16 protein-coding genes and 2 pseudogenes are annotated in these 21,147 nt (G+C 60.0%); 9 read left to right on the top strand and 9 right to left on the bottom strand.

Annotated elements, in window-relative coordinates:
* Positions 1-183 (bottom strand): hypothetical protein (locus FJ548_RS30185; RefSeq protein ID WP_210242713.1); only part of this gene is annotated, 183 nt, incomplete at its 3' end.
* A 25-nt stretch (positions 184-208) separates the two neighbouring features.
* On the opposite strand from FJ548_RS30185, the gene FJ548_RS30110 reads away from it, so the two are divergent.
* From FJ548_RS30110 to FJ548_RS28870, 3 genes are all read left to right on the top strand, one after another.
* On the top strand, positions 209-2,443 hold the full coding sequence (locus FJ548_RS30110; protein ID WP_210242711.1) for a hypothetical protein: 2,235 nt from the start codon (positions 209-211) through the stop codon (positions 2,441-2,443).
* A gap of 174 nt (positions 2,444-2,617) precedes the next feature.
* The gene (locus FJ548_RS28875) at positions 2,618-4,312 is read left to right on the top strand and encodes a type I secretion system permease/ATPase (protein ID WP_140779675.1); all 1,695 of its coding nucleotides are present in this window, start codon (positions 2,618-2,620) and stop codon (positions 4,310-4,312) included.
* A gap of 19 nt (positions 4,313-4,331) precedes the next feature.
* Positions 4,332-5,669, top strand: a complete 1,338-nt coding sequence (locus tag FJ548_RS28870) for an HlyD family type I secretion periplasmic adaptor subunit (protein ID WP_140779674.1) — start codon at positions 4,332-4,334, stop codon at positions 5,667-5,669.
* A gap of 31 nt (positions 5,670-5,700) precedes the next feature.
* Here the strand turns inward: FJ548_RS28870 and FJ548_RS30180 are convergent, their stop codons facing one another.
* The 6 genes from FJ548_RS30180 to FJ548_RS28845 form a co-directional block, all read right to left on the bottom strand.
* Positions 5,701-5,844 carry a DUF3363 domain-containing protein gene (locus tag FJ548_RS30180; protein WP_210242710.1) on the bottom strand — a complete coding sequence of 48 codons (144 nt, stop codon included), beginning with the start codon at positions 5,842-5,844 and terminating at the stop codon, positions 5,701-5,703.
* A gap of 76 nt (positions 5,845-5,920) precedes the next feature.
* Complete coding sequence (locus tag FJ548_RS30100; protein ID WP_181168941.1) at positions 5,921-6,337, bottom strand: DUF3363 domain-containing protein; 417 nt, start codon at positions 6,335-6,337, stop codon at positions 5,921-5,923.
* Positions 6,338-6,473: 136 nt separating this feature from the next.
* Positions 6,474-7,226 (bottom strand): CDP-diacylglycerol diphosphatase, encoded by a 753-nt coding sequence (locus tag FJ548_RS28860; RefSeq protein WP_140779673.1) that lies wholly within the window; start codon positions 7,224-7,226, stop codon positions 6,474-6,476.
* A gap of 207 nt (positions 7,227-7,433) precedes the next feature.
* On the bottom strand, positions 7,434-7,919 hold the full coding sequence (locus FJ548_RS28855) for a hypothetical protein (RefSeq protein WP_181168940.1): 486 nt from the start codon (positions 7,917-7,919) through the stop codon (positions 7,434-7,436).
* A 187-nt stretch (positions 7,920-8,106) separates the two neighbouring features.
* Complete coding sequence (locus tag FJ548_RS28850) at positions 8,107-9,174, bottom strand: LysR family transcriptional regulator (protein WP_140779672.1); 1,068 nt, start codon at positions 9,172-9,174, stop codon at positions 8,107-8,109.
* A 112-nt stretch (positions 9,175-9,286) separates the two neighbouring features.
* Positions 9,287-10,282, bottom strand: coding sequence for a class I SAM-dependent methyltransferase (locus FJ548_RS28845; protein WP_140779671.1), 996 nt, complete (start codon positions 10,280-10,282; stop codon positions 9,287-9,289).
* Positions 10,283-10,673: 391 nt separating this feature from the next.
* On the opposite strand from FJ548_RS28845, the gene FJ548_RS28840 reads away from it, so the two are divergent.
* From FJ548_RS28840 to FJ548_RS28830, 3 genes are read left to right on the top strand one after another with little or no spacing between them, the layout of a single operon-like run.
* Positions 10,674-11,447, top strand: a complete 774-nt coding sequence (locus tag FJ548_RS28840; protein ID WP_246678796.1) for an AraC family transcriptional regulator — start codon at positions 10,674-10,676, stop codon at positions 11,445-11,447.
* Positions 11,448-11,495: 48 nt separating this feature from the next.
* Complete coding sequence (locus FJ548_RS28835) at positions 11,496-12,752, top strand: MFS transporter (protein ID WP_140779669.1); 1,257 nt, start codon at positions 11,496-11,498, stop codon at positions 12,750-12,752.
* On the top strand, positions 12,742-14,163 hold the full coding sequence (locus tag FJ548_RS28830; RefSeq protein ID WP_140779668.1) for a hypothetical protein: 1,422 nt from the start codon (positions 12,742-12,744) through the stop codon (positions 14,161-14,163). The genes FJ548_RS28835 and FJ548_RS28830 overlap by 11 nt, the downstream gene beginning before the upstream one ends.
* 379 nt (positions 14,164-14,542) lie before the next feature.
* Here the strand turns inward: FJ548_RS28830 and FJ548_RS28825 are convergent.
* Together FJ548_RS28825 and FJ548_RS28820 are read right to left on the bottom strand one after the other, a co-directional pair.
* Positions 14,543-15,170: pseudogene (locus tag FJ548_RS28825) on the bottom strand (integrase core domain-containing protein); the annotation flags it as partial.
* Positions 15,171-15,347: 177 nt separating this feature from the next.
* A pseudogene (locus FJ548_RS28820) lies at positions 15,348-15,547 on the bottom strand (phage integrase N-terminal SAM-like domain-containing protein); the annotation flags it as partial.
* 365 nt (positions 15,548-15,912) lie between these two features.
* Here FJ548_RS28820 and FJ548_RS28815 point away from each other — a divergent pair.
* The 3 genes from FJ548_RS28815 to FJ548_RS28805 form a co-directional block, all read left to right on the top strand.
* A complete protein-coding gene (locus FJ548_RS28815; RefSeq protein WP_246678795.1) occupies positions 15,913-18,636 on the top strand; it encodes a non-ribosomal peptide synthetase in 2,724 nt (907 codons plus the stop codon).
* A 150-nt stretch (positions 18,637-18,786) separates the two neighbouring features.
* Entirely contained in the window at positions 18,787-20,025 is a 1,239-nt protein-coding gene (locus FJ548_RS28810; protein WP_140779666.1) for a phosphatase PAP2 family protein, read from the top strand.
* Positions 20,026-20,833: 808 nt separating this feature from the next.
* A partial coding sequence (locus tag FJ548_RS28805; protein ID WP_348640951.1) for a Wzz/FepE/Etk N-terminal domain-containing protein occupies positions 20,834-21,147 on the top strand: 314 nt, incomplete at its 3' end.

Raw genomic sequence — 21,147 nt, 5'->3', positions numbered from 1 at the left:
GGTCGAGACGGCGACCGACAGCGATGGCGGTCCGACCGTGACCTCGACCAGTGCACCGACGGCTTCGGTCACGGACACCACGCTTGCCTTCACCTCGCAGGCCTCGATCAGCGGGACCGCGAAGGAGGGCTCGGTCCTGACGGCGGTGAACGGGACACTGAACGACAGCGACGCTGCGGTCACCGGCTATCAATGGACCCGCGACGGGGTGAACATCACCGGCGCAACCGCTTCGACCTATACGGTGGCCGAAGCCGATGAGGGCCATCTGATCCGCGTGGTCGAGACGGCGACCGACAGCGATGGCGGTCCGACCGTGACCTCGACCAGTGCACCGACGGCTTCGGTCACGGACACCACGCTTGCCTTCACCTCGCAGGCCTCGATCAGCGGGACCGCGAAGGAGGGCTCGGTCCTGACGGCGGTGAACGGGTCGCTGAACGACAGTGACGCGGCGGTGACCGCCTATCAATGGCAGACCTCGACGAACGGCACGACCTGGAGCAACGTCTCCGGCGCGACGTCGCAGACCTACACGGCGGTCGAGGCCGACGAGGGTCACTTCCTGCGGGTAGTTGAGACGGCGACTGATGCCGACGGCGGTCCGAGCACGACCTCGACCAGCGCGGCGACCACGGCGGTGACCGAGATCTCACTGATGCCGACCATTACGGCCGGTACGCATAGCAACACCGGTAACAGTGGGCAGGTTACCTTCATTGTGACGTTCTCAGAGGCGGTGGCAACCGTAGTCGCGGGTGATTTCACATTATTTGGCACCGCGACAACTGGAGGAAACGCCCCGACTATAAGCAGTGTCACTGGAACGGGAGCGAGCTATACGGTTACGGTTGCCTATCCAGAAAATAAGGATGCTGGGCTGAGCCTGGGACTTAATTTTGTGAATACCGGCGGCTTAGTCCATGACACTGAGACAGGAGAATCCGGAAATCTGGCGGTTGCTACAAATATCACTACCGCCCAGTTCAGCAGCCTGGCCCCGGCGGGCGTTGCTGGATCCCCCATCAACCTGGCCCTTACGGATCCGCCGGCAGATGCCAGCGACACCATAACTCTGACGATCACAGGGGTTCAGCCGGATTGGAGCCTGAATACCGGAATCCAAAACAGCGACGGCTCATGGACGGTCCATACCAGCGATCCGGCATCGCTGGCGATTACAACATCGGCCGGCTTCGCCGGAGCGGCGGTCATTCACGTCGCAGAGACTTGGACCAACGCAGACGGCAGTATCGGAAGCGCAATCGTCACTGACAACGTCGAAGCCTATACGCCGGGATCGCCGATCTTCGCGTGGTCCGGTGACGACGTGCTGACCGGCTCGCACGGCAAGGACCTCTTCGTCTTCTCGCAGCCGATCGGCAACGACACGGTGCATAGCTTCGACACGGCAGCGGACAAGATCGATCTGATCGGCTATTCCGGCTTCCAGAGCTTCGCCGACGTCCAGGCCCACTTGGCCGACGATGGCAACGGCAATGCAGTGATCGCGCTTGGCGACGGACAGTCGATCACGCTGGACGGCGTACATTCGAGCGCGCTCACGGACGGCGATTTTGCCTTCGACCAGACGCCGGTGGTCAACAACGCGGGCACGATGACGGTCGGCGACGGCGCCATGCTGCCGCTGAGCGGCACAATCAACAACAGCGGGCTCATCTCGCTTGATTCGGCCGGCAGCGACACGCTACTGCAGCTCATTCAGCACGGCATCACCCTTCAGGGCGGCGGGCAGGTCGTCCTGTCCGACAGCGACTCGAACGTTATCTCCGGCACTGGCGCGGACATCATCCTGACCAATGCCGACGATACCATCTCCGGGGCGGGCCAACTGGGCGGCGGGCTATTGTCCCTGAACAACCAGGGGACGATCATCGCCACCGGCACCCACGCACTGGTCATCGACACGGGCGCCAACACCACCGTCAACTCGGGAACGCTGGAAGCGACGGGTTCCGGTGGGCTGATGATCACCGGCGCGCTCGCCAATTCCGGGCTGCTCTGGGCCAATGGCGGCAACATCACAATCGAGGGCCAGGTCACAGGCACAGGCGAAGCCACGATTGGCAACCTATCGAAGCTGGAATTCGGCGCAGCCTCATCGACGGATGTGACCTTCGCGCAGACTGCCGCTGGCACGCTGCAGCTCGATGATTCCTTCGACTTCAGCGGCAGGATTGGCGGCATCACCAACGACGATAAGATCGACCTCGGCGACATCCTGTTCGGCGCTGGAACGTCGGCTGCCTATCAGGCGGATCCGAACGGCGACGGGGGAACGTTGACCGTGACTGACGGCGCTCACAACGCCACGCTTCACCTACTTGGCATCTTCGATGCGCATAACTTCACGCTTGTCGACGACGGGGCCGGCAGGACGGTGGTTCAGTATGGCCTGACGGCGAGCGGTGTCGTAGCGTGAACTTGAAGGTGAGCCGCAACACACTCGGCTATCCTCCAAGTCGGCGGGTCGCCGATTCAGCTTACGAATTAAGGTTTACGGCAGGAAAAAGAACCGACAGCGTGGCCGTTTGAAGGATCTGGAGTAACATCGGTTCTGGGCATGCAATTGGACAGGGGCAACGAGCCATTGAGTCTGAATAGCAAAAGCAAAATCGTAAAGGAGGCGCTGCTGGAGTGCCGCCACTATTTTTTGGTCGCGGCAGGGTTCAGCTTAGCGATCAACCTGCTCTACCTGGCCTCGCCGCTTTATATGCTGCAGGTCTACGACCGGGTGGTCACCAGCGGCAGCGAAACAACGCTGCTGATGCTTACGATTGTGCTGCTGGCGGCCTTCCTTGCACTAGCCGGCCTCGATCTGGTCCGCGCCAGGATCCTGACCCGCGCCAGCGCACGCCTCGATCGGCTGCTTTCGGCGAAGGTCGTCGCGAACTCGCTCGAAGCCTCCTCGCCGGGCTCATCGCAAAGCCAGCCGATCCGCGACTTCGACACGTTCCGGCAGGTCATTACCGGCAGCGGTGTCCATGCGCTGCTCGACCTGCCCTGGTCGCCGATCTACATCGCGATCATCTTCCTGCTGCACCCCTGGCTGGGATTCTTCGCGCTCGGCTCATCGCTGCTGCTTGTTGCAATGGCCGTGAGCAACGAATATCTGGTGCGCGGGCCGCTGAAGCAGGCCAACGACCTGGCAACCGCCAACTACGCCTTCACCGAAATGAGCCTCAGGAACGCGGAAGTCGTGCGCGCCATGGGCATGCTCGACGGCCTCATCCGCCGCTGGGAACGCGATCGACACCTGGCGCTTCGGCGTCAAGCGGACGCCAGCGAACGCGCCGCCCTGATGTCCGGACTGATCAGGTTTCTTAGGCTGACCATGCAGTCGCTCATCCTCGGCCTTGGCGCTTATCTGGTCATCGAACGGCAAACGAGCGGCGGCTCCATTTTCGCGGCAAGCCTTCTTCTGGGCCGGGGCCTCCAGCCGGTCGAGCAGATCGTCGGCGTGTGGCGCAGCCTAGTCCTGGCGCGGGGTGCGCTGGCCAGAGTTCGCAAGCTGGTCGATAGCGATGCGCGTGACGACCGTTCGTTCAATCTGCCGAAGCCAACAGGTAAGATCTCGGTCGAGCAGGTCAGCTATGCGATTCCCAGTCTGCAGAAAATTCTGTTGCGCGACATCTCGTTCCGGCTCGAGGCTGGCGAGGCGCTGGGCATCATCGGCCCCTCTGGCGCCGGCAAGTCCACGCTCGCACGACACCTGGCTGGCGTAGTGCAGCCCAGCCGCGGAACCGTCAGACTGGACGGCGCCGACATGACGCAGTGGGGTCGTGATGCGCTCGGTGACCATATCGGCTACCTACCGCAGGACATCGAGCTCTTCTCCGACACGGTCGCCGCCAACATCGGGCGCTTCAAGACCAATGTCGACCAGGAGGTGATCGAGGCCGCCCGCTTGGCCGGCGTGCATGACATGATCATCCGCCTGCCGCAGGGTTACGAGACGCAGATCGGCGAGGGCGGCGCGGTGCTGTCAGGCGGCTACCGGCAGCGTGTTGCGCTTGCGCGGGCGGTGTTCGGAATGCCGAACCTGATCATTCTCGACGAGCCGAGCTCCAATCTCGACGCGGACGGCGACCGTGCGCTGAGCGAGTGCGCGATTGAGCTCAAGCGCCGCGGCAGCACGGTGATTATAGTGTCACACCGCCCCTCGACGATCGCCAATGTCGACAAGATCCTTTTGCTGCGTGACGGCGCCGTCGAAGCCTTCGGCATGCGGAACGAGATCGTGGCGCTGCTCAACCAGCGCGCGGCTCCGATCGGAGTGGCAACGCAATGAGCCGGGTCAGGAGAGATCGTTGAGCGATGGCGCCTTCATATATCGCAGCCTGCCTGGCGAAACCGGCCCCACGGCCTCGGATTCGATTAAGGCGCCGACTCTCGTCGGCCTTTTGATCATCGTGGCCTTTTTCGGGATTTTCGGCGGCTGGGCAGCCTTTGCGCCGCTGAACGGCGCGGTGCTCGCGGACGCGGTCGTCAAGGTGGAGGGGAACCGCAAGAGCGTCCAGCACTTCGATGGCGGCACGGTGAAGGAGATACACGTCAAAGACGGCAACATCATCAAGACCGGCGACATATTGTTGGTGCTGGACGACACCAGGAACCGATCCGAGTTAAACCTCTATACCCAGCAATATGCTCTGTTGCGCGCGGCGGACGCCCGCATCCGTGCAGAGCTCGACGACAAGGAGGCGGTCGCTTTCCCGAAGGACATCACGGCCGAGCATCAGGCGTTTCTGCAGGAAGCGATCGCCAGCCAGATCGCCGACCTGGAAAGTCAGCGCGCCTCGATGGCCGGCGCGAGGCAGATCCTGCAGAAGCGGATCGCCGAACTGGACGAGCAGATCGATGGCAAAGAGGCGCGTGTAGTATCCTTCCGGGCGCAGCTGAAGTCCACCATCGATGAGAAGGCGGGGCTCGACAAGCTTCTGAAGGCCGGATTGACGACGCGCACGCGCATCCTGGAGCTCGACCGCTCCGCTGCCGACCTGCAGGGCCTGATCGACCAGGCTCTCGGCGAAATCGCGGGGAACCGCCAGAACAAGGCCGAACTCGAAAGCCAGATCGCGCAGCTCACCAACGATCGGCGGTCCAAGCTCACCGCAATGCTGATTGACACGCAATCCAAGCTTGCGGACCTCGTGCCCAAGATGTTCGCGAGTCAAGCCGCCGTGGATCGCGCCGTGGTCCGCTCGCCCTATGACGGCCAGGTGATGAACCTCAGCGTCTTCTCGATCGGCGCGACCGTCGCCCCCGGACAGACCATCCTCGATATCGTGCCGACGCGGAACTCGCTACTCGTCCAGGCGCAGGTGCGCGTCGAGGACATATCAAACCTGCGAACCGATATGATGGCGGAAGTGCGCTTTACATCCTACAAGCAGCGTTCCATACCGATCATACACGGACGCGTCGCCCGTATTTCGGCGGATCGCGTCACCGACAGCAAAACCGGATTCCCCTACTACGTTGCCGATGTCGTGGTCGATCCGGCCGAACTGGCCGCAGCCCCGCAGATCGCACTCTATCCGGGGATGCCGGCCTCGGTGATGATAGTTACCGAGGAGCGCACCGCTCTCGACTATATCCTGAGCCCGCTTCTTGCGTCGGTTCATTCCTCATTCCGCCAGAAGTAGAGTGTGCTGCGCCAAGTCTTGTCGTGCGCTCTCACAATCCCAATCCCCGCTTTCTGCCGAAGCTCCATTCGATGCCACCTCCATCACGAGCGATACCGGTTAAGTGCTGTCCAATGCGCCTGTCGAGGGTCGGCTGCCAAGGCACTAGCTGGAAGCCCACTCCGCCGTCGATCATGGCAAAGCGGCCGGAGGCGGGGTCGGCGCCGGCAGCCGGACGCTGACATATTCCCCGGGCTTGGCTTGAATGAAGCTCAGCCCGCGCTCGGCCGCCATCCTACGGCCGACGCGGGCGATCTCGGCCTGTTCAAGGCGTTGAGGCAGGTCGCGCGGGGCGCGCACGCCGCCCTCGGCCGATCAGGTGACGTAGCCCATATCGATGAGGCTTTGTCGGCGTCGGTCGAGGCATGCGGCCACCTCCGGCCGAAGCCTGCCTGTGCCAGCGACGTCCGGTTTGGCGAGGCCAGTTCCGGGTCGAGCCAAGTCGCGCCGTCGCTTGTCACCTGGCTGTCGAGGTCGAGGAAGGAAAGCGTACGGACAATGAAGTCCATGCCGTGGCTGCGGGTGTCGTAGGCAGCACCGTGACCGGCGATGTCGTTCGGGATCTTCCAATGGTCGGCATCGATGCGCTCGACAATGCTGGCGCGCCGCAACGCTTCGGGCCGGCGCACGTGCGCGGATGGACCAATTCGCCTGTTAAGGAGAAACGGATGCACTTCTTGTGATGCTCGATCGCCAGCGCGCAGATCGCCGTGGCGGAGCTTGAGAACAGGAGCGCGCAGCCGTTCCCCCCGCCGACGTCAGATTTTAGCGCGACGTGCATCTGTGATCGAGGAGGCGCTCGCCCGCCTTTTCCCAATTCGCCAAAATGTAGAAGCCCGGCCTCGCATCAGCGAGCGTTGCACCGGCGACGATGACATTTAGGTGAGACATGGCGCGTTGCCCGTGAGGCAATCCAGCAACAACAAGGCCGATTACGTTGGCAGTTCGCAGATCAGGCTCGTCGAGCGCCATTATCCAATAGGGACGCCCCTTCAATATCACAGGGAACGGTTGCCAAGACGCGCCTGTCTTCGGACCGTTCAGAGCGAGCGTCGTTTCTACCGATTTCGACAAGCAATCGACGTGGATGTGCAACTGGTCCTGAGAGCGCTCGTTCCGAGAATTGACTGCCAGGCCTATGGCCGATCGTGGCAGGCGACGTCCAAGTTGCGCTTCAACTTTCCGTCGCGCCTCCCACGCCGCGCTCCAAAGCTGGGCGCCGGCAATGGATTGGGCAAGTGGGCTCTCCAAGCCCGCAACCGCCGAAATTGGGGTCAGCACAAACTCGGTTCGGTGCAGCGGTGATTTGATGAGGGCCGATCCAAACGTCCCATCCTTGGGCAGGGTCACCTCCTCGCAGGGAAAGGCTGTCCCGAGACGCACAGTTGTAAGGGCGCAGGTCTGCACCGTCTCCCACAACACCTTTCGTCTGAAGGAAGCGTAGGCGGCGGTAGCTGACACTGCGACCAGCAATGTCACCGCAAGCCGAAGCCCCCTATTCCCGCCGAAGGCCGCCATTGCTTATCAACCCTGTGCCTGATCTGGCGAGCATCTCTGAACCGTGGCCCGGGTCATCATACGATCGGAGGGCGCGTGGGGTGAATTTGATGCTGGCTCGGCTTTACTGACTTGGCCGCCATCGGCTCCCGCTATACGACTATCTCGAGCGTGCGCTGCAGGATTATCTCGCTAAACAGGATCGCCTTGCGGCGGTGCGACAGCGCGTTAAACGATCGCGGGATCAAACGGCAGAACGATCTTCATGAGTTCTTCCTGCCACATCTTCATGTCACCGCCCTCGCCATATTTCGGCCGATCAATCGTATGGCCCATCAGCATGCGACGCAGTTCCTCATCCAGCCTGGCGTTCTTCATAGGGTCTTCGAAGGAGTGCCGCAGCGAATAGACCGTGTGCTTGTCGGTCGGGAACAATCCGTGGGTCTCGAAGTGCTTGTTGAGCAGCGCTGACAAGGACGCCTCACGATCCTTGTAGCGCGGAAAGCCCTCCGGATGCTTCTTGAACACCTCAAGAGCGACACCGACCAGGGGCACCTTGCGCACCGATGAAGCGGTCTTGATCTCGCGCGGATCATTAGGGTCGTCACGTGGCTCGATCGAAATGTGGGGCACTTCATGATCGAGATGGATGACGCCGGAGTGGAGGTTGGCGAGTTCGCTTGGCCTGGCACCCGTTTCCGCAAAGGCAAGCACGATGCCTCGTGCCTCGTCATTGAGCGTCGCCAGCGCGCCAGGTGCGAATATCTTTGCGCGAATCCAGTCGGTTGGAAATGGAGGCCGAGAGCGCTTCGACTAGTCGCTGACTGACAGGTCGGCGAAGGGGTTCTTCTGCTCGGGAAAACCAAGATGGCGGTAGTAATCGGCGTACAGGGTCCGGAGATTACCCATATTTCGGTTGCCGGTCGTCAGGAGATGTATCCCGTTGGCCGTGCAATGACTTTGGCTCACAAGGACATAGGGATGAGATCGCGGCCGGGCGTGACTCTGGGAACAAGCTAGGCAGGATAGCCGAGGCGGTAACGCCTGGCTGCTTAACCCATTCCGGCCCCCTCTCCGCCGCCGCCATGTTCTTCGCGAGACCAACCAGACGCAGGACCGCACGCTTTGGGTTCGAGTCGAGCCAGATGCCCCGGATTGAACTGACGCTGTTGTTCCCGTCCAAAGGCTTCCACTGGGCGGAATCTGTGGCAACTGTCCTGGCATAGCTCGCCTCAGCCAAAGTGACGCCTTGCCCGAGTTGCACCTTGAAGATGATTGTTGCCCGGTTCGCGCGACACGTTTGAACGGCCGGGCCGCCATCGGCCGCGATGCGTTCGAGCAGACGCAGATCCAAGGGCGGCCCGTCTAGCCCGACCGGAACGAGCAGGCACATGTCTGCAAGGTCGGACCATTTGAGCATCGGCTTCTCGACCAGCGAATGACTGGACGGCAGGAGCACGAAAAGACGCTCCTGCCAAAACACCTCGCTCCTACAGGTTTTGTCGGCGCCGACACCGTGCGTGAACACGATGTCGAAACGCCGCCGGCGTATGGCCGCCAGGCGCTGCCTGGCCGGAACATCCTCGATGGCTAGCCTGACATCCGGGTAGAGTTCGTTGAACCGGGCTATGAGGCGCTTGAGGAACTCGCCTCCTGTCACCCAGCACAGTCCAATCCTCAGGGTCTTTGCATCCTTGTTGTCGCGTACCCGTTCGGCAAACGCATCCAGCAGGCCATCATAGTGATCGCGAACAATCTCGATCCATGCGCGCCCAGTCTCGGTTAAGCGAACGCCGTGCACGTTGCGCTCAAACAGCTGCATCTCCAGAAGCTGCTCGAGCTTGACCACATTGCGACTGACCGAGGATTCCTGGACCCTGAGCACTCTTGCCGCCTGACGCAGGCTGCCGTGGTCTATGGCAGCGAAAACGTACGTCAGTAATTGCAGGGCGTGGCCGTTGCGCGTCATCTCGGTTGACCCGTGCAGCTGTCGTAGAGGGTAACCTGTTGCTCACCGCAATGCGATCGGATCGTCATCTGAAGCGTTGCACTCGGGTGGATCAGTGTACTCCATCGAAGCGTCAGGCTGGACCTTCTGTCACCGCGCTCGTTGCGTTGGAGGACAGATTGGCTTCGTAGACATATTCGTGTGGAATGGCCGGTCCCGGCATCTGTGAAACGTAGAGATCAAGGTTTTCCTTGCTGTTGCTCGCCGCAAGGCTGCAGAAATTGCCGCTGTTCCACGTCAAGATGCAATGATTGAAGTGCGCGCCCACGGCGCGGGCCATCTCTTCCAGCGTCACTTCGTTGTTGAACATGGTCCCCAGGACAGCGGTCTTCTTTCTTTCGATCTCGGCGGGCGGGAAGTACCGCGCCTTGAAACCGTAGTCCTTCTGTTCTTCGCGACGCCGGTAGTCGTCTTCGTCCGCCGCTCGAAACTTTTCGACGAAGACGAAGATACCTCCCTCCTTGAGGTTCTGAGCCACGAACTCGATCTGTTTGGGTCTGTTGGGGGAGTACATCTGGAAGGTCGTATCCTCCAGGATCAAATCGAAGCCTTTTTTGAATTTCGTCAGCCGACGATCAGATCCGAGCGCGTCCTTGGTCAACCTGTGGAACGGGCCGATAAAGAACTCGGCGTGGGGTGGTTCGCCATACGCCATGAACGATTTGTAGTTCTCGGGGTTGGGGCTGCACGACAGCGACAGAACCTGCCCGTCGGAGAATTCCGACAGGGTCCTGGCCATCGTGCCTTCGGCTGTTCCAAGGCTGTATAGCGATAATGGAGTGCTGCGTAGCCGGGCATATTTCAGCACTGCGAAGGCCATCCGGCATTCCTCTTCCAATCTGCAAGGAATGCTGCCGTGATAGTGCTGGTCGAAATAACCCTGCCGGCTGCCGTGGAGGCGAACGAAATCGCGCAGGAGTTCGTCGCCCGGCAGAAGGCGGGCGTCGGCCAAAGGCCTGCGGACGGGCATACCGCTCTTGCCAGCGGCGGTCGCCGCGAAAAAGTCCGCGAGTTCGTTGATCCGCGGACCATGATCGCACTCGGCCAGGAAATCGTCGAGACCACGCATCGAAATATGCCTCCCACACCGTTGCTTTGGTGAGATGCCAAGACCTCGATGCGGAAACGCCACTAATTTAAGAATGGTCTAATGTTTCAATGCTTCGAGTCTTCGGCGAGGCACTGGTAGGCTGGGACAATACGAGCGGCTTTCATTCGATTGCCGTTTTTTTACTAAAGTGACATCTTCTACCAATCCTGAGTTATTTTTGATTTGTCCAGCAACCCATGGTTATGCACAACCACGGGAGGGACGGGCTGCTTTTGGTACGAAGGTTGCTCTCTGCGTGGATACTCTTTACCTTGACCCCGAGAAGTTACGCCGCTCACAGCATCAGACGTTCGCGCACCAACACGAGAGTTGGGGAAATGTGCGGGCAGACTTGATCAAGAGGACTGGCTTGGCGCGCCAGGAAACGGGCATCTCATTCCCCGGTCATATATTCCTGATGAATCTGAGGGGCGTTGCGAGCCGCGGAGAAGATTTCGTCGATGGGCGCCGCATTTCCTTCTCGCCGCGGCGCGCTGGGTCGTTGATCCACATGCCTGCAGGCAGTGATTGGACGGGGTGGGATGAGGGAGAGCCGACTGCCGCCTACCTGCTGGTATCCATTAAAAAAGCGTTCGCAGACGAGGCGTTCGGGGGAATGGTGCGCCATCGCTCGGGCGACCTTCCCGCTTCGATCGGATTTCGCGACACCACCGTCGAGACGGCCTTGCAGCGGATCGTCATCGAACTCAAGCAGCCCGACCCGATCAGCGTGACAATGGTCGAGAGCCAGGCCATGCAGATGCTTGTCCAAATGGTCAGGCTGAAAGGCAGCCATCATGAGCCGGCGAAAGGCGGTTTGTCGTCGTTCGACCTCAAGCGAGCTTTCGCGATGATTGAATCGTCACCGGACGAAATGCCCACTTTGGCCGATCTGGCGAAAGAAGTCGGCGTGAGCCGTTTCCATTTTGGCAGGGCCTTCAAGCAGTCGACGGGCATGACGCCGCATGCATTCATCGCGAAGCGTCGTCTGGAACGTTCAGCCGATATGCTGCGATCGACGAACAGGTCTGCAACAGAGATCGCGATGGAATGCGGTTTCGGCAGCTCAAGCCATTTCACGATCGCTTTCAAGCGGGCCTTCGGCGTCTGTCCGACCGAGTTCCGCCGCCGGAGCAGAATTTGAATTAATACGTTTGCCGAATTCAGCAAGGATCTGGAAAACCAGGCGTGAATGTTAAGCGGGATTCCCGAGACCGGATACGAAGAGCGGCCATTGGATGTGCCGCCCGTGTCAAACGCAATCCGCATCTATTATGACAGGAGACTGGGCGCTCGACCGCGCGTTCTAATTGGGTTCCTGGTCAGCACCTTTGCAGCTTCTATCGGGCGAAACGGCTATTACATAGCCTGCGCCTGGGCTCTGGTCCAAGCGGGCTACGGAAGCGCCGGCGTGGCGATTTTGCTTGCGATAGTCAGTGTCGTCGAATTCATCGCGAGTCCCCTCGCGGGCATAGTGGCGGATCGGTTTGATCGCCGACGTCTGAACACAGCGGCAGACGTCGGTCGTTTTGCGGTTATGCTCGCCACCGCGTTCTCGCTCCTCTATCTGGACGTATTTCCATCTCTGTGCCTCTCAGGGGTGCTGTTCTCGATTTGCGATCGTGTTGCCCTAACCGCTTCGCAAGCAATGATCCCGCTGGTGGCGGGCGGCGCCGATCTTGCAGCCGCAAACTCAAGCGTCTTCTTCGTCATGCAGTTGGGCAGTCTCGGGGCAGCATTGCTTGCCGGGCCTTTGCTGGGTGGGCACTCCCCTGCCCCAGCGTTGGCCGCGCTTGCGCTGTTCTTCCTGGTTTCTGCGGGCTCGCTCCTTTCGTTGCGGCTGGACCCGATCCCACACAGCATAACCAGGCCCAATGGCTTGGCACCCACTGTTGATCGGCGCTTACTTCGCCTCTTTGCCGCATATGCCCTTCTCTATGGAGGCGCGGTGCTGGTCACGGTCATGGGATCAAGCTTCATCTTTGAAGAACAGAAAGGCACGGCTGCGGATTTCGGCCACCTTGAGGCGGCATGGTCGGCTGGCTCGCTGATCGGAGCGGTTCTTTTCACCAGGCTGACACGAGCCGTAAGTGCACCTATACTTCATCTCCTGCTTCTGGGCTCAACTGCCCTCGCGCTGATGTCGTTGATCGCTCTGCGAGCGCCCTGGACACTGATTGTCTTCGCTACGCTCGGATGTCTCTACACTCTGGGTCGGGTGAGCATTGAAGTCACATTGCAGTCGCGTGTCGGCAATAGTGTGTTGGGCAGGGCCAAGGGCGTCATGCACAGTCTCGCCGTCACGCTCGGATTGCTGATTTTCAGCACGGCCACCGTCGTGGGCGACAGTGTATTTCCGTCGACGGTCTTCGTCAGCTTCGGCGCGGTGCTCCTCATCAGCATTCCCGCACTGAGCCTCGGTGTCGGACAGCGAAAGGATGAATCGTGAGGTGGACAAGCTAACAGCAGACGCAGACGCAAAACAGTCAGTCCTGGGGTCGCTGGCGACGCTCTACCCCTGGATGCGGCCCTATTATTCCCGCCCGGTCCGGGACTATGCGTCCCGCTTGTTCGAGGCGCCGCTTGAGAAAGCCGAGCCGGAAATTCGCCGCCGCGCGCTTGCGAAGTTGCTCGATGCGGTCAGGAGCGCGGGAAAGCGAAACGGATTGCCCGTCAAGGCCATTTCACAAATCTGCTTGGAACTCGGTGAGCACCGCGTGCTGCAGACTGGCCCGCACCTGTTTCTCCTCCTAGAGCCGGAAGCGTATTATACGCATATCCTGAGCCTGCTTGGCCTCGCGGCGCATGGCTGCTCGTCCTACGTCTCCTATGCGGTGTCGACGGTGAGCCTTGTTGAAAAGTCCCGCAAGGGACCAGGCTGGTTCATGGTCGACGGGAATCCGATCAACGTCTTTGGCCTCAGCCGAAGCCGGATGATCGGATACAGCCTTCTGACCGGGCCGGGCTCCTATCGGTTTGAGCTGGTGCCGCAGGAGCCCAACACTGCGGCAGACGTCCTCCCACAACTTCGCAGCCTTCTGCCGAAGGCGGCGTTCGACCGACCTGCGCATGCCATCAAGGCAGCCAATCTTATGCTTTGGCCCAAACTGTTTGGAGGCAGCTTTGCGTTCCTGCAGATTGACGACGAGGATATTGCCGACCTGGTGGCGGACCATCTGTCCGACGATGACTCCTGGCTTCGAACGCGACTGCTTGAGCACCCGACACTCGCAACTGATATCGTTGCCGGGCTCGACAGGCTGGCCGCCGGCCCCTGGAGTGGCTGGCTCTCGCGCGGCACTGATTACTTCTGGTTCTACGAAAATGGCAAACGCCTTCCGCTGCGCTTGATCGCTGGAGACCTCGTCCATCCCGCGACGGGCACGAAGGTAGCCCGCTTCACGGCCAACGACATAATCGAGCGCCTGGCAAACCGCAGCTTCGTCCCCAATCTGCTGCTGATGTTCCTGGTCTTGTCGATCCTGCCTGGCGTGCGCGCGCTTGGAGGCAGTTATCAGCCGCTCTACTATCCCCTGATGCGCTATGTCGTCTGCCAGGCTCTCGAGACGGCGGGCATCGACCAGGATCTTCGCGAGGCTCTCGCAACCGACGACGTGCCCGGAGCCTGGGGACATCGGGTCATCGAGTGTGACGATGATCCCCTCCAGCAGTTCCTGCAGGGCAGGAACGGCGGGACCGACTGGTTCAGCAGCCTCATCGATCGCTTCGGCGATACTCCTTTTGCCAGGGCGTGCGGGAGTATGAGCAGTTTCGTGGGGGACCCATCGTGGCAGGAACTTCAGAACCGGCTACGGCAAGGGATGATCGCGCCGACCGATGCGGAATGGGCTTTTTCCTGACTCGAAACATGCGCACTCGGCGCGAGATTCTGGGCGGCAGGTTCGGGGCCGTCAGCGGAATGGCAGCTTCCGGCACAAGAGTCGGGATAGCGGACCACGTGGCCGTCCGAGCTCGCGATGGAGCAGCCGTTGGAGAAGCGCAGCAGTTGCCCTCCTCGACCTTCGAGCACTGGTTCGGGTCCCCACGGGCGTGGGAGGCCGACTATCAGCAGGGGTCGACGAGGGCGCGACGGTGCCCAGCGTGACGCCACCGGACCGAAGTGTTGCGGTGAGTTCATCGTACATGTAACTGCCGCAGATCGCTGGTGCTCATGTCCCGGACACCTGACCTTCGGCGCCTCGCCCACCCGGCGTTGATGCTAGGTGGTGACCAGTTCAGCTAGTTGTGGAGCCTCAATAGGTTGTCCCGATCTAGGCGCCTGATTGGCGGTTTTGATCCTAAGCTGCCATGGGGCCTGTGCCAATTGTATGGATGAAGCCAGTGCGACAGCTCGGCTGTCCGTTCGTGCGAGGTGTTGTAGGCGCGGGCGTAAGCCCACTCGCACAGGCTGGTCTGAATGAACCGCTCGCCTTGCCATTAGTCTTTGGTGTATATGGCTTGGTGAAGATTGGCGCAGGCTGCCCCGAAAGACTTTGCCTGATGGCAGGATCCGTTGTCGGTCATCACGCGCTCGATACGAATGCCCCAGTCTGGCAAAGTAAGCGACGGCGGCCTCCAGGGAGGCCACTGCGCTCCCCTCGCGCTCATCGGGCATAACCTGAACAAAAGCGACGCGAGAGGCATCATCGAATGCAGACGTGGACGAACTCCCAGCCGATGACAAGATGGCGGTTGACCACTCCGGTTTGCCGCCCAGTGATGCGGTGCCCCACAGAGCCCATGCGGCCAAGCTTCTTGATATCAAGATGTGGGATCAATTCGCCTGGGTGTTCCCTTCGCAGCGTCGCACGGGTTCGAGCTCCAAAGCGCTCAACTTATTGAAACCCAATCGGCGCAGCACACGGCTGCCGTTCTGGCGAGACGTTGACCTCGGCAGCGATCTGCTGCCTATCCGTCGCTGAAGACGCAGGCGTTCGATCGCTTTGACGATTGCCGGTGCGGTGTGACCGCGGACCGAGCCGGTGATCGGTCACACCAAGACCGAGCACCGCATGGGCCGCAGCTACCTCGCCGGCGAGCAGGGTGATACGCCCGTGTTAACGCTGCCCACCAAGTGGGCCTGATAGGCGCGCACCTCTTCGTATCCCAGTTGATCGGGTGATCGTCCAAAAAATCGACTGAACTTCGCCACGTGAGGCACGTAGGATCGCTGGGTCTCGGTGACAAATTGCGGATCGTCAGATCTTCAATCATCCGCTGACGCAGAGGGCTTATCTGGGCCATCTGGGATTCTCCTGTCTGGAAGGTTGGCTCGACACCAAATCTTCTCAGACAGGGGGCCTCCTCAGGCCAGACCCGCGCATCAGCTACCGCGGCAGCGGTTTAGTTCGATCTGATTTGATCACTCTTGGGAATCCCAAGAGTCCACCCTTCCTAGGGCGACGCGTCAATTGTCGACATCATTCGTTCTAACGATGCCATGGCCAATGCGGTCACGTACGACACTGCAAAAGCTGATCAAAAAATGGGGCTCAGTTTTGGAAACGTTTGGGCGATCAGAAGGTTCGCTTTCCCCTACCTTGCCAACTCCGAACTGGAACCTTCCGGACCATTTCACATGGAGGCAAGCGCTAGCGCGACCTCTCGACATGGACGGCCCGACAAACCGCGCCTTCGAAAGGATGAGTGACAATTTTTCAGACATTTCGGCATTTGAACATTTGGAACGGGTCGTCGAACGGCACGGAGACAAGATCGCCGTCAGTGACGGCTCGATGTCGCTGGCTTTTTTTGAATTACTGCAGGCAGCCCAGAACCTGGCCGATGTCATAGCTGATGCGGTTCCGCAGGGTGAGGCAGTCGGCCTCCTGCTCGGCAATTCCATTTGGTACCCGGTGGCTATATTGGCCGCCATGCGCTCCGGCAGGCCCGCCGTGCCGCTAAACCCGCGGGATCCCAAAGAACGCCTCGCTGACATCGCGACGGGCGCGCGCTTGACGGCTATCGTGAGAGCCGGCTCAGGCACACCGGAAGGCTGGCCGGATTCCGTGTCGCTGCAATGGATTGACCCGGCGAAATGTCTTCTGGAAACTGCGCCAAGCAATTTCTCGCTGTTGTCATCCGATGTGTCGATCGATTCCCCGGCAATCGTTCTGTACACGGCAGGCAGCACGGGAACCCCGAAGGGTGTCGTAAACAGCCAGCGCGCGATCCTTCAGCGCGTGCAGCAATATGTGGATGCCTGCCACATCGGTCCCGATGATGTGTTCATGCCGCTGACCGGGCCGGCAACGATCGCGGGATGCCGCGAGATGATGACCCCGATGCTATGTGGGGCCACGTTGTACCTTTCGGACGTCGAGAGCGCCGGCATTCGTGCTGTTCGCGAACGCTTCCAGAAATGGCAAGTGACGGTCGCCTATCTGGTGCCGGCCTTGCTTCGCGTATTGCTGAGCGGCTCTCTGCCTGCGACATTTTCGTCGCTCCGGATCGTGCGGGTCGGCGGAGAAAAAGTACTCTGGTCGGACATCGATCGTCTTCGCGACGCTGTTCCAAATTCCTGCTTTATCCAGATCAGCTATTTGTCGACCGAGACCACCGGAACGCAATGGTTTCTGCCACGACGTTATCCGGAACGAGGCGCGACGGTCCCTGTCGGCTTCATCCTTCCCGGTATCGAATACGCCGTCGTCGACGAGAGCGGATGCGATGTCGTTCCAGGATCTGAGGGCGAGTTGCTGATCAGGAGTAGATACACCGCCCTTGGGTATTGGGATGATGGAAGAAATGTCCCTCTTCAAGGGACTTTGTTTGATCCTCGGATTCGCGTCTTCGCCACAGGCGATCTGGTCAAGGTAGACGACGCCGGATTGATGTGGATCGTTGGGCGAAAAGGGCGTCAGATAAAGATCAATGGACGGCGGGTCGAGCCGGCCGAACTGGAACTTGTTTTGCGGCGCGTCCCCGAAGTCCGCGATGCCGTCGCGGTTGTAACGGACGCCAATGAATTGGTGGCCTTTGTCGTTCCGGCGGAGCATGCCGGCAGGCATCTTGTTCCTGAATTGCGCGATCTGATCAGGAGAGCGCTACCGCCCGCCGTCCATCCAACGCGATTGCATAGTCTTGTCGAAATGCCACGGCTCCAGGGCGGCAAGGTCGATAGCATCAGACTGCGGGACCTGGATTTCAAGCTGCGCACTCGAATGGAAACCCAGGATGCTCAAAGCGCGCGGCAAGGAGTAAATCCTCTCGACGTTGAACAGGCGGTCGCCACCCTTTGGGAAAGGATACTCCTCAGCAAAGGAGCGGCAAGCAGGCATTGGGATGAATCTGGTGGCGATTCGCTGAAGCTGTTGCAATTCGTCATGGAGCTTGAGACGGCCCTTGGGCGGGAACTCAACCTGGATGCGTTCACCGTCGGGATGACCTTTGCCGATATCGTCAGGGCAGCGTCAGCAGAGCAAGCCCCAAGCGGCTCGCTTGTCGAGGCGTCCGACCCGAGGCCGCTTTTGTTTATTGTGCCGGGATCGATCGGCTACGGGCCAAGCCTGGCGGCTTTCGGTGTCGAGATGAGCGATGCCGCCAGGGTTGTCGCCATTCGCTATGGGGACCTGAACGATCTACTGAAGGGACATGGCACCATACCGCGGATGGTGGACGCGGTTGTCGACCAGATCAGCCAGGTCCAGCCTGATGGCGACGTGAAGCTGATCGGTTATTCGCTTGGCGGCGGCGTCGCGTTCGAGGCTGCCGCCAAACTTATTGCAGCGGGTCGATCGGTCACGTTCCTGGGAATCCTCGACACCAATATCGGGCCTGGACAAGACAGCTTTCGCGAGACCGTAGCCCGCACTGCCCAGCGCATCCGCGCGCACAGGGTCACCATAGGTCGCATGATGTTGCGAGCAATCGCCAAAGCATTTGCCAAACTGAGCGCCGAGGCTCTGCTTGCACGCGGCATTGATCGTTTGAAATTGAGAACCTTGGCCAGAACGCGATTTATTTTGCGTCTCGAGCTTGAGGAAATCCTGCGGATGCGCGCATTCGGCCAGTGGCTAAGGCAAACGAAGACCGCGCTGCCAATAACCGCCACCTTGTTTCGGTGCCGGCGCATCGGCGCTCGGCCAGATCTTGGTTGGGGTCAATTCTTTGCTGGGTTGAACGTGGTTCCGATCGTGGGCGGACACCTCGATATGCTCATTGAACCGCACCTCACTCACAATCGTCCTTTGATAGAGCGCACCTTCGTGTCAAGCGTAAGGCGACCACAGATCCGAGGTAGCGCTGAGGCGGCGACCGAATTGCCAGTTGATGTGAAGCAGCCAATAAGCGAACAGCCGCTCACAAGCATGCCAACGACAATCAACCCGTGAGTAGTCATGAGGGGAACGTAAGGCTGATTGAAGGATGTATCGTTCTCCGCATTTGAACAAGGTCATGGCATTCATCACTTGTTTGGGAAACTGGCAGATCGTTGAGGCCCGCGCCGACCTGAATGCAGTCAATCTCGCAGTGACAAAGCAATGGCGTTAGATTTTGCCATTGTTGGTGAGGAAATCCTCGGTTGGGGGGCAAGACGGGTTTTGCCGCGGTCGGATATCGCTAATGCGTTGGTCCCCGCTGAGGGCGGCAGCTTCCCGAGCAGCCACGCCTTTATCGCAGTTTCCTTCTACGGCTTGGTTGCCTGGTTTGCGATTGATCGGGCGCAGACCTGGAAGGCAAAGGTCTTAATAGCGCTTCTGGCGGCCGTGGTCATAGTCGCCATTGGCTTTTCTCGGATTTATCTGGGGGTGCTCCGGCCGTCTGTCGTTCTCGCAAGTTTGGCCCTCGGTGCCGCATGGTTGACGGTCATCGTCACGTCGTTCGGTGTCGCGAGAGCGTCCACGGTCGAGACAGATCCTTATCCAAGGCAGGCCTGGATCGCACCAGTCGCTTGTATCCTTTGCGTCGCTTGGGGAGGATTTCTGGTTCATCGCAACCTTTCAAGCCTGATCGGTGTCGACTCAAAGGAAGGAAATTGGATGGCCACTCTCCATTACGCATCAGGTGGGTCAGCCGCAGAAATCGCAACCGCCGGGTTCAATCTTGTCGACGTTTCGTCCGTGGACGAACTCAACGCCCTGCCGGCTGGCACGAAAGGTCTGGTCTGGCTGAATGAGGCCAATGGGGCAACCTCGTCCTTCATCCAGAAAGTCACACCCTTCATAGGCAATCCGAAAGCGTTTGGTTTCTTCCTCGTCGACGAGCCGGACCCCACCGGCAAATGGGGAACCTATGCCACCGCCGCGAATCTGAAAGCGGAAGCCGACTGGATCCACACTAATGTGCCAGGCGCCAAGTCGTTCATCACCATGATGAACATGGGGTCTTCCGCCAATCCCGATTTTTCGAACACCTTCAATCCCGCCAATACCCATATCGACTACTACGGAGTGGACCCGTATCCGGTGCGCACCGGAACAAGTGCGGTCGACTACAACATGATCGACAGGACCGTGGCTGCCGCTGTGGAATCGGGCATCCCGCTCAGCCAGATCGTACCGGTCTATCAGACGTTCGGGGGCGGCAGCTTCACGACCGATACGGGCGGCAAATATGTCCTTCCCACCGTCGCCCAGGAACAGACAATGCTGGACCACTGGGCCAAGCTGGTTCCGTCGCCCGCTTTCGACTATGCCTATGCATGGGGTTCCCAGCAGGGCGACACGGCGCTTGCAAACTCGCCGGCGCTGCAAGCCTTGTTCCTTGAACATAATCGATAATCGCCCCGTCTGTAGCCTCCCCACGGTCAGAGATCATATTTTCGAAGGTACCCGGCCGCGGCGGATGTGTTCTACCGAATCACCGGCACCGACACGATGATCGGTGCCGGGTACAACGACACCTGTTATGTCAACAATCCCAGCGACAAGGTGATCGGTGCGGCAGAGATAAGGTGCTCGCATAGGTGAGTTATGCGCTTTCGGCGGGTCGGAGATCGAGCATCTCGCCACCACGAACCCGTCCGGCATGACAGCAATCAACCTCACCGGCAATGCGTTCTCCCAAACCATCCAGGGCAATGTCGGCGAACATCATCAACGGGCGGCGATATCTTGACGGGAAACGGAGGCAAGGATTTTCGTTTTCAATGCCGTCGTGGTGCCGGCAATGTCGAAGGCTGCCAACATTGCAGCATTTTGGCTGGTCCTGGTCTGTCTCAGTCGCATTCGAGAGAACTCGGACCGACCGGGCCATCTCGACCGCCGCGCGCATGCAACCAAAAGCTGGCGCGCCCTTGTGTAGTCCACAGGCGGTTTGCTTCATTCAGATAGACGACGACAATGAGCAAGCTTGCCCCTAGCGTGGCTTGAGCGGCTGGGCCACAAGCTTTTCGCCGATATACGCCTTGACGGGAGGGAATTTTTGACATTGCAAAGGTGCCAGTTGGTGCCATCACGTGGATGGTAGGCAGGATTATTCTTGCGATGTTTGTGGTGCTGATGTTCCAAGCCTGGTTCAAGGAATGGAAGTGTGCGTTGGCTCCCGCAACGGGCCTGTATCGCGAGCTTGAACTGACAGGGGGTTGAGATGGAAGGTTCCATAGCTGGCCGCGCCGGACTTCCGCGCACCACGCAAATGGCCGTTGCTGCGCTCGAAACCAATCCGCGGATGAAGCGACCGCTACGCGAGCCCCTGGAGCCGTCGTCTCCTTTCCATCAGCTTGTCGTCACCTTGGCGACGAGAAAATGGTTCTTGCTTGCCATCGTCGTTCTGGGTGGCGTCCTGGCCGGTCTCGTCGGTCTTGCGCGTCCGGCGCTGTATGAAGCGACGACGCAGGTAATCGTCGACGCTCCAACTGGCGGTGCTTCCTCGGGCAGCGCAGGGTCCGTTCAGGATTTGCT

Origin of the sequence: Mesorhizobium sp. B2-4-17 (assembly GCF_006441275.1) — a bacterium.
Lineage (GTDB): Bacteria > Pseudomonadota > Alphaproteobacteria > Rhizobiales > Rhizobiaceae > Mesorhizobium.
Note: the sequence above shows the minus strand (reverse complement) of the source record. Positions and strands in the feature narration are given on the sequence as shown.

Bases quoted from the DNA above. Each gene is read 5' to 3' on its own strand.
- FJ548_RS28860 (WP_140779673.1), bottom strand. From the start codon at position 7,226: ATGGCGGCCTTCGGCGGGAATAGGGGGCTTCGGCTTGCGGTGACATTG.
- FJ548_RS28815 (WP_246678795.1), top strand. From the start codon at position 15,913: ATGGACGGCCCGACAAACCGCGCCTTCGAAAGGATGAGTGACAATTTT.
- FJ548_RS28810 (WP_140779666.1), top strand. From the start codon at position 18,787: ATGGCGTTAGATTTTGCCATTGTTGGTGAGGAAATCCTCGGTTGGGGG.
- FJ548_RS28850 (WP_140779672.1), bottom strand. From the start codon at position 9,174: ATGACGCGCAACGGCCACGCCCTGCAATTACTGACGTACGTTTTCGCT.
- FJ548_RS28845 (WP_140779671.1), bottom strand. From the start codon at position 10,282: ATGCGTGGTCTCGACGATTTCCTGGCCGAGTGCGATCATGGTCCGCGG.
- FJ548_RS30180 (WP_210242710.1), bottom strand. From the start codon at position 5,844: ATGATCGACGGCGGAGTGGGCTTCCAGCTAGTGCCTTGGCAGCCGACC.
- FJ548_RS28835 (WP_140779669.1), top strand. From the start codon at position 11,496: ATGTTAAGCGGGATTCCCGAGACCGGATACGAAGAGCGGCCATTGGAT.
- FJ548_RS28830 (WP_140779668.1), top strand. From the start codon at position 12,742: ATGAATCGTGAGGTGGACAAGCTAACAGCAGACGCAGACGCAAAACAG.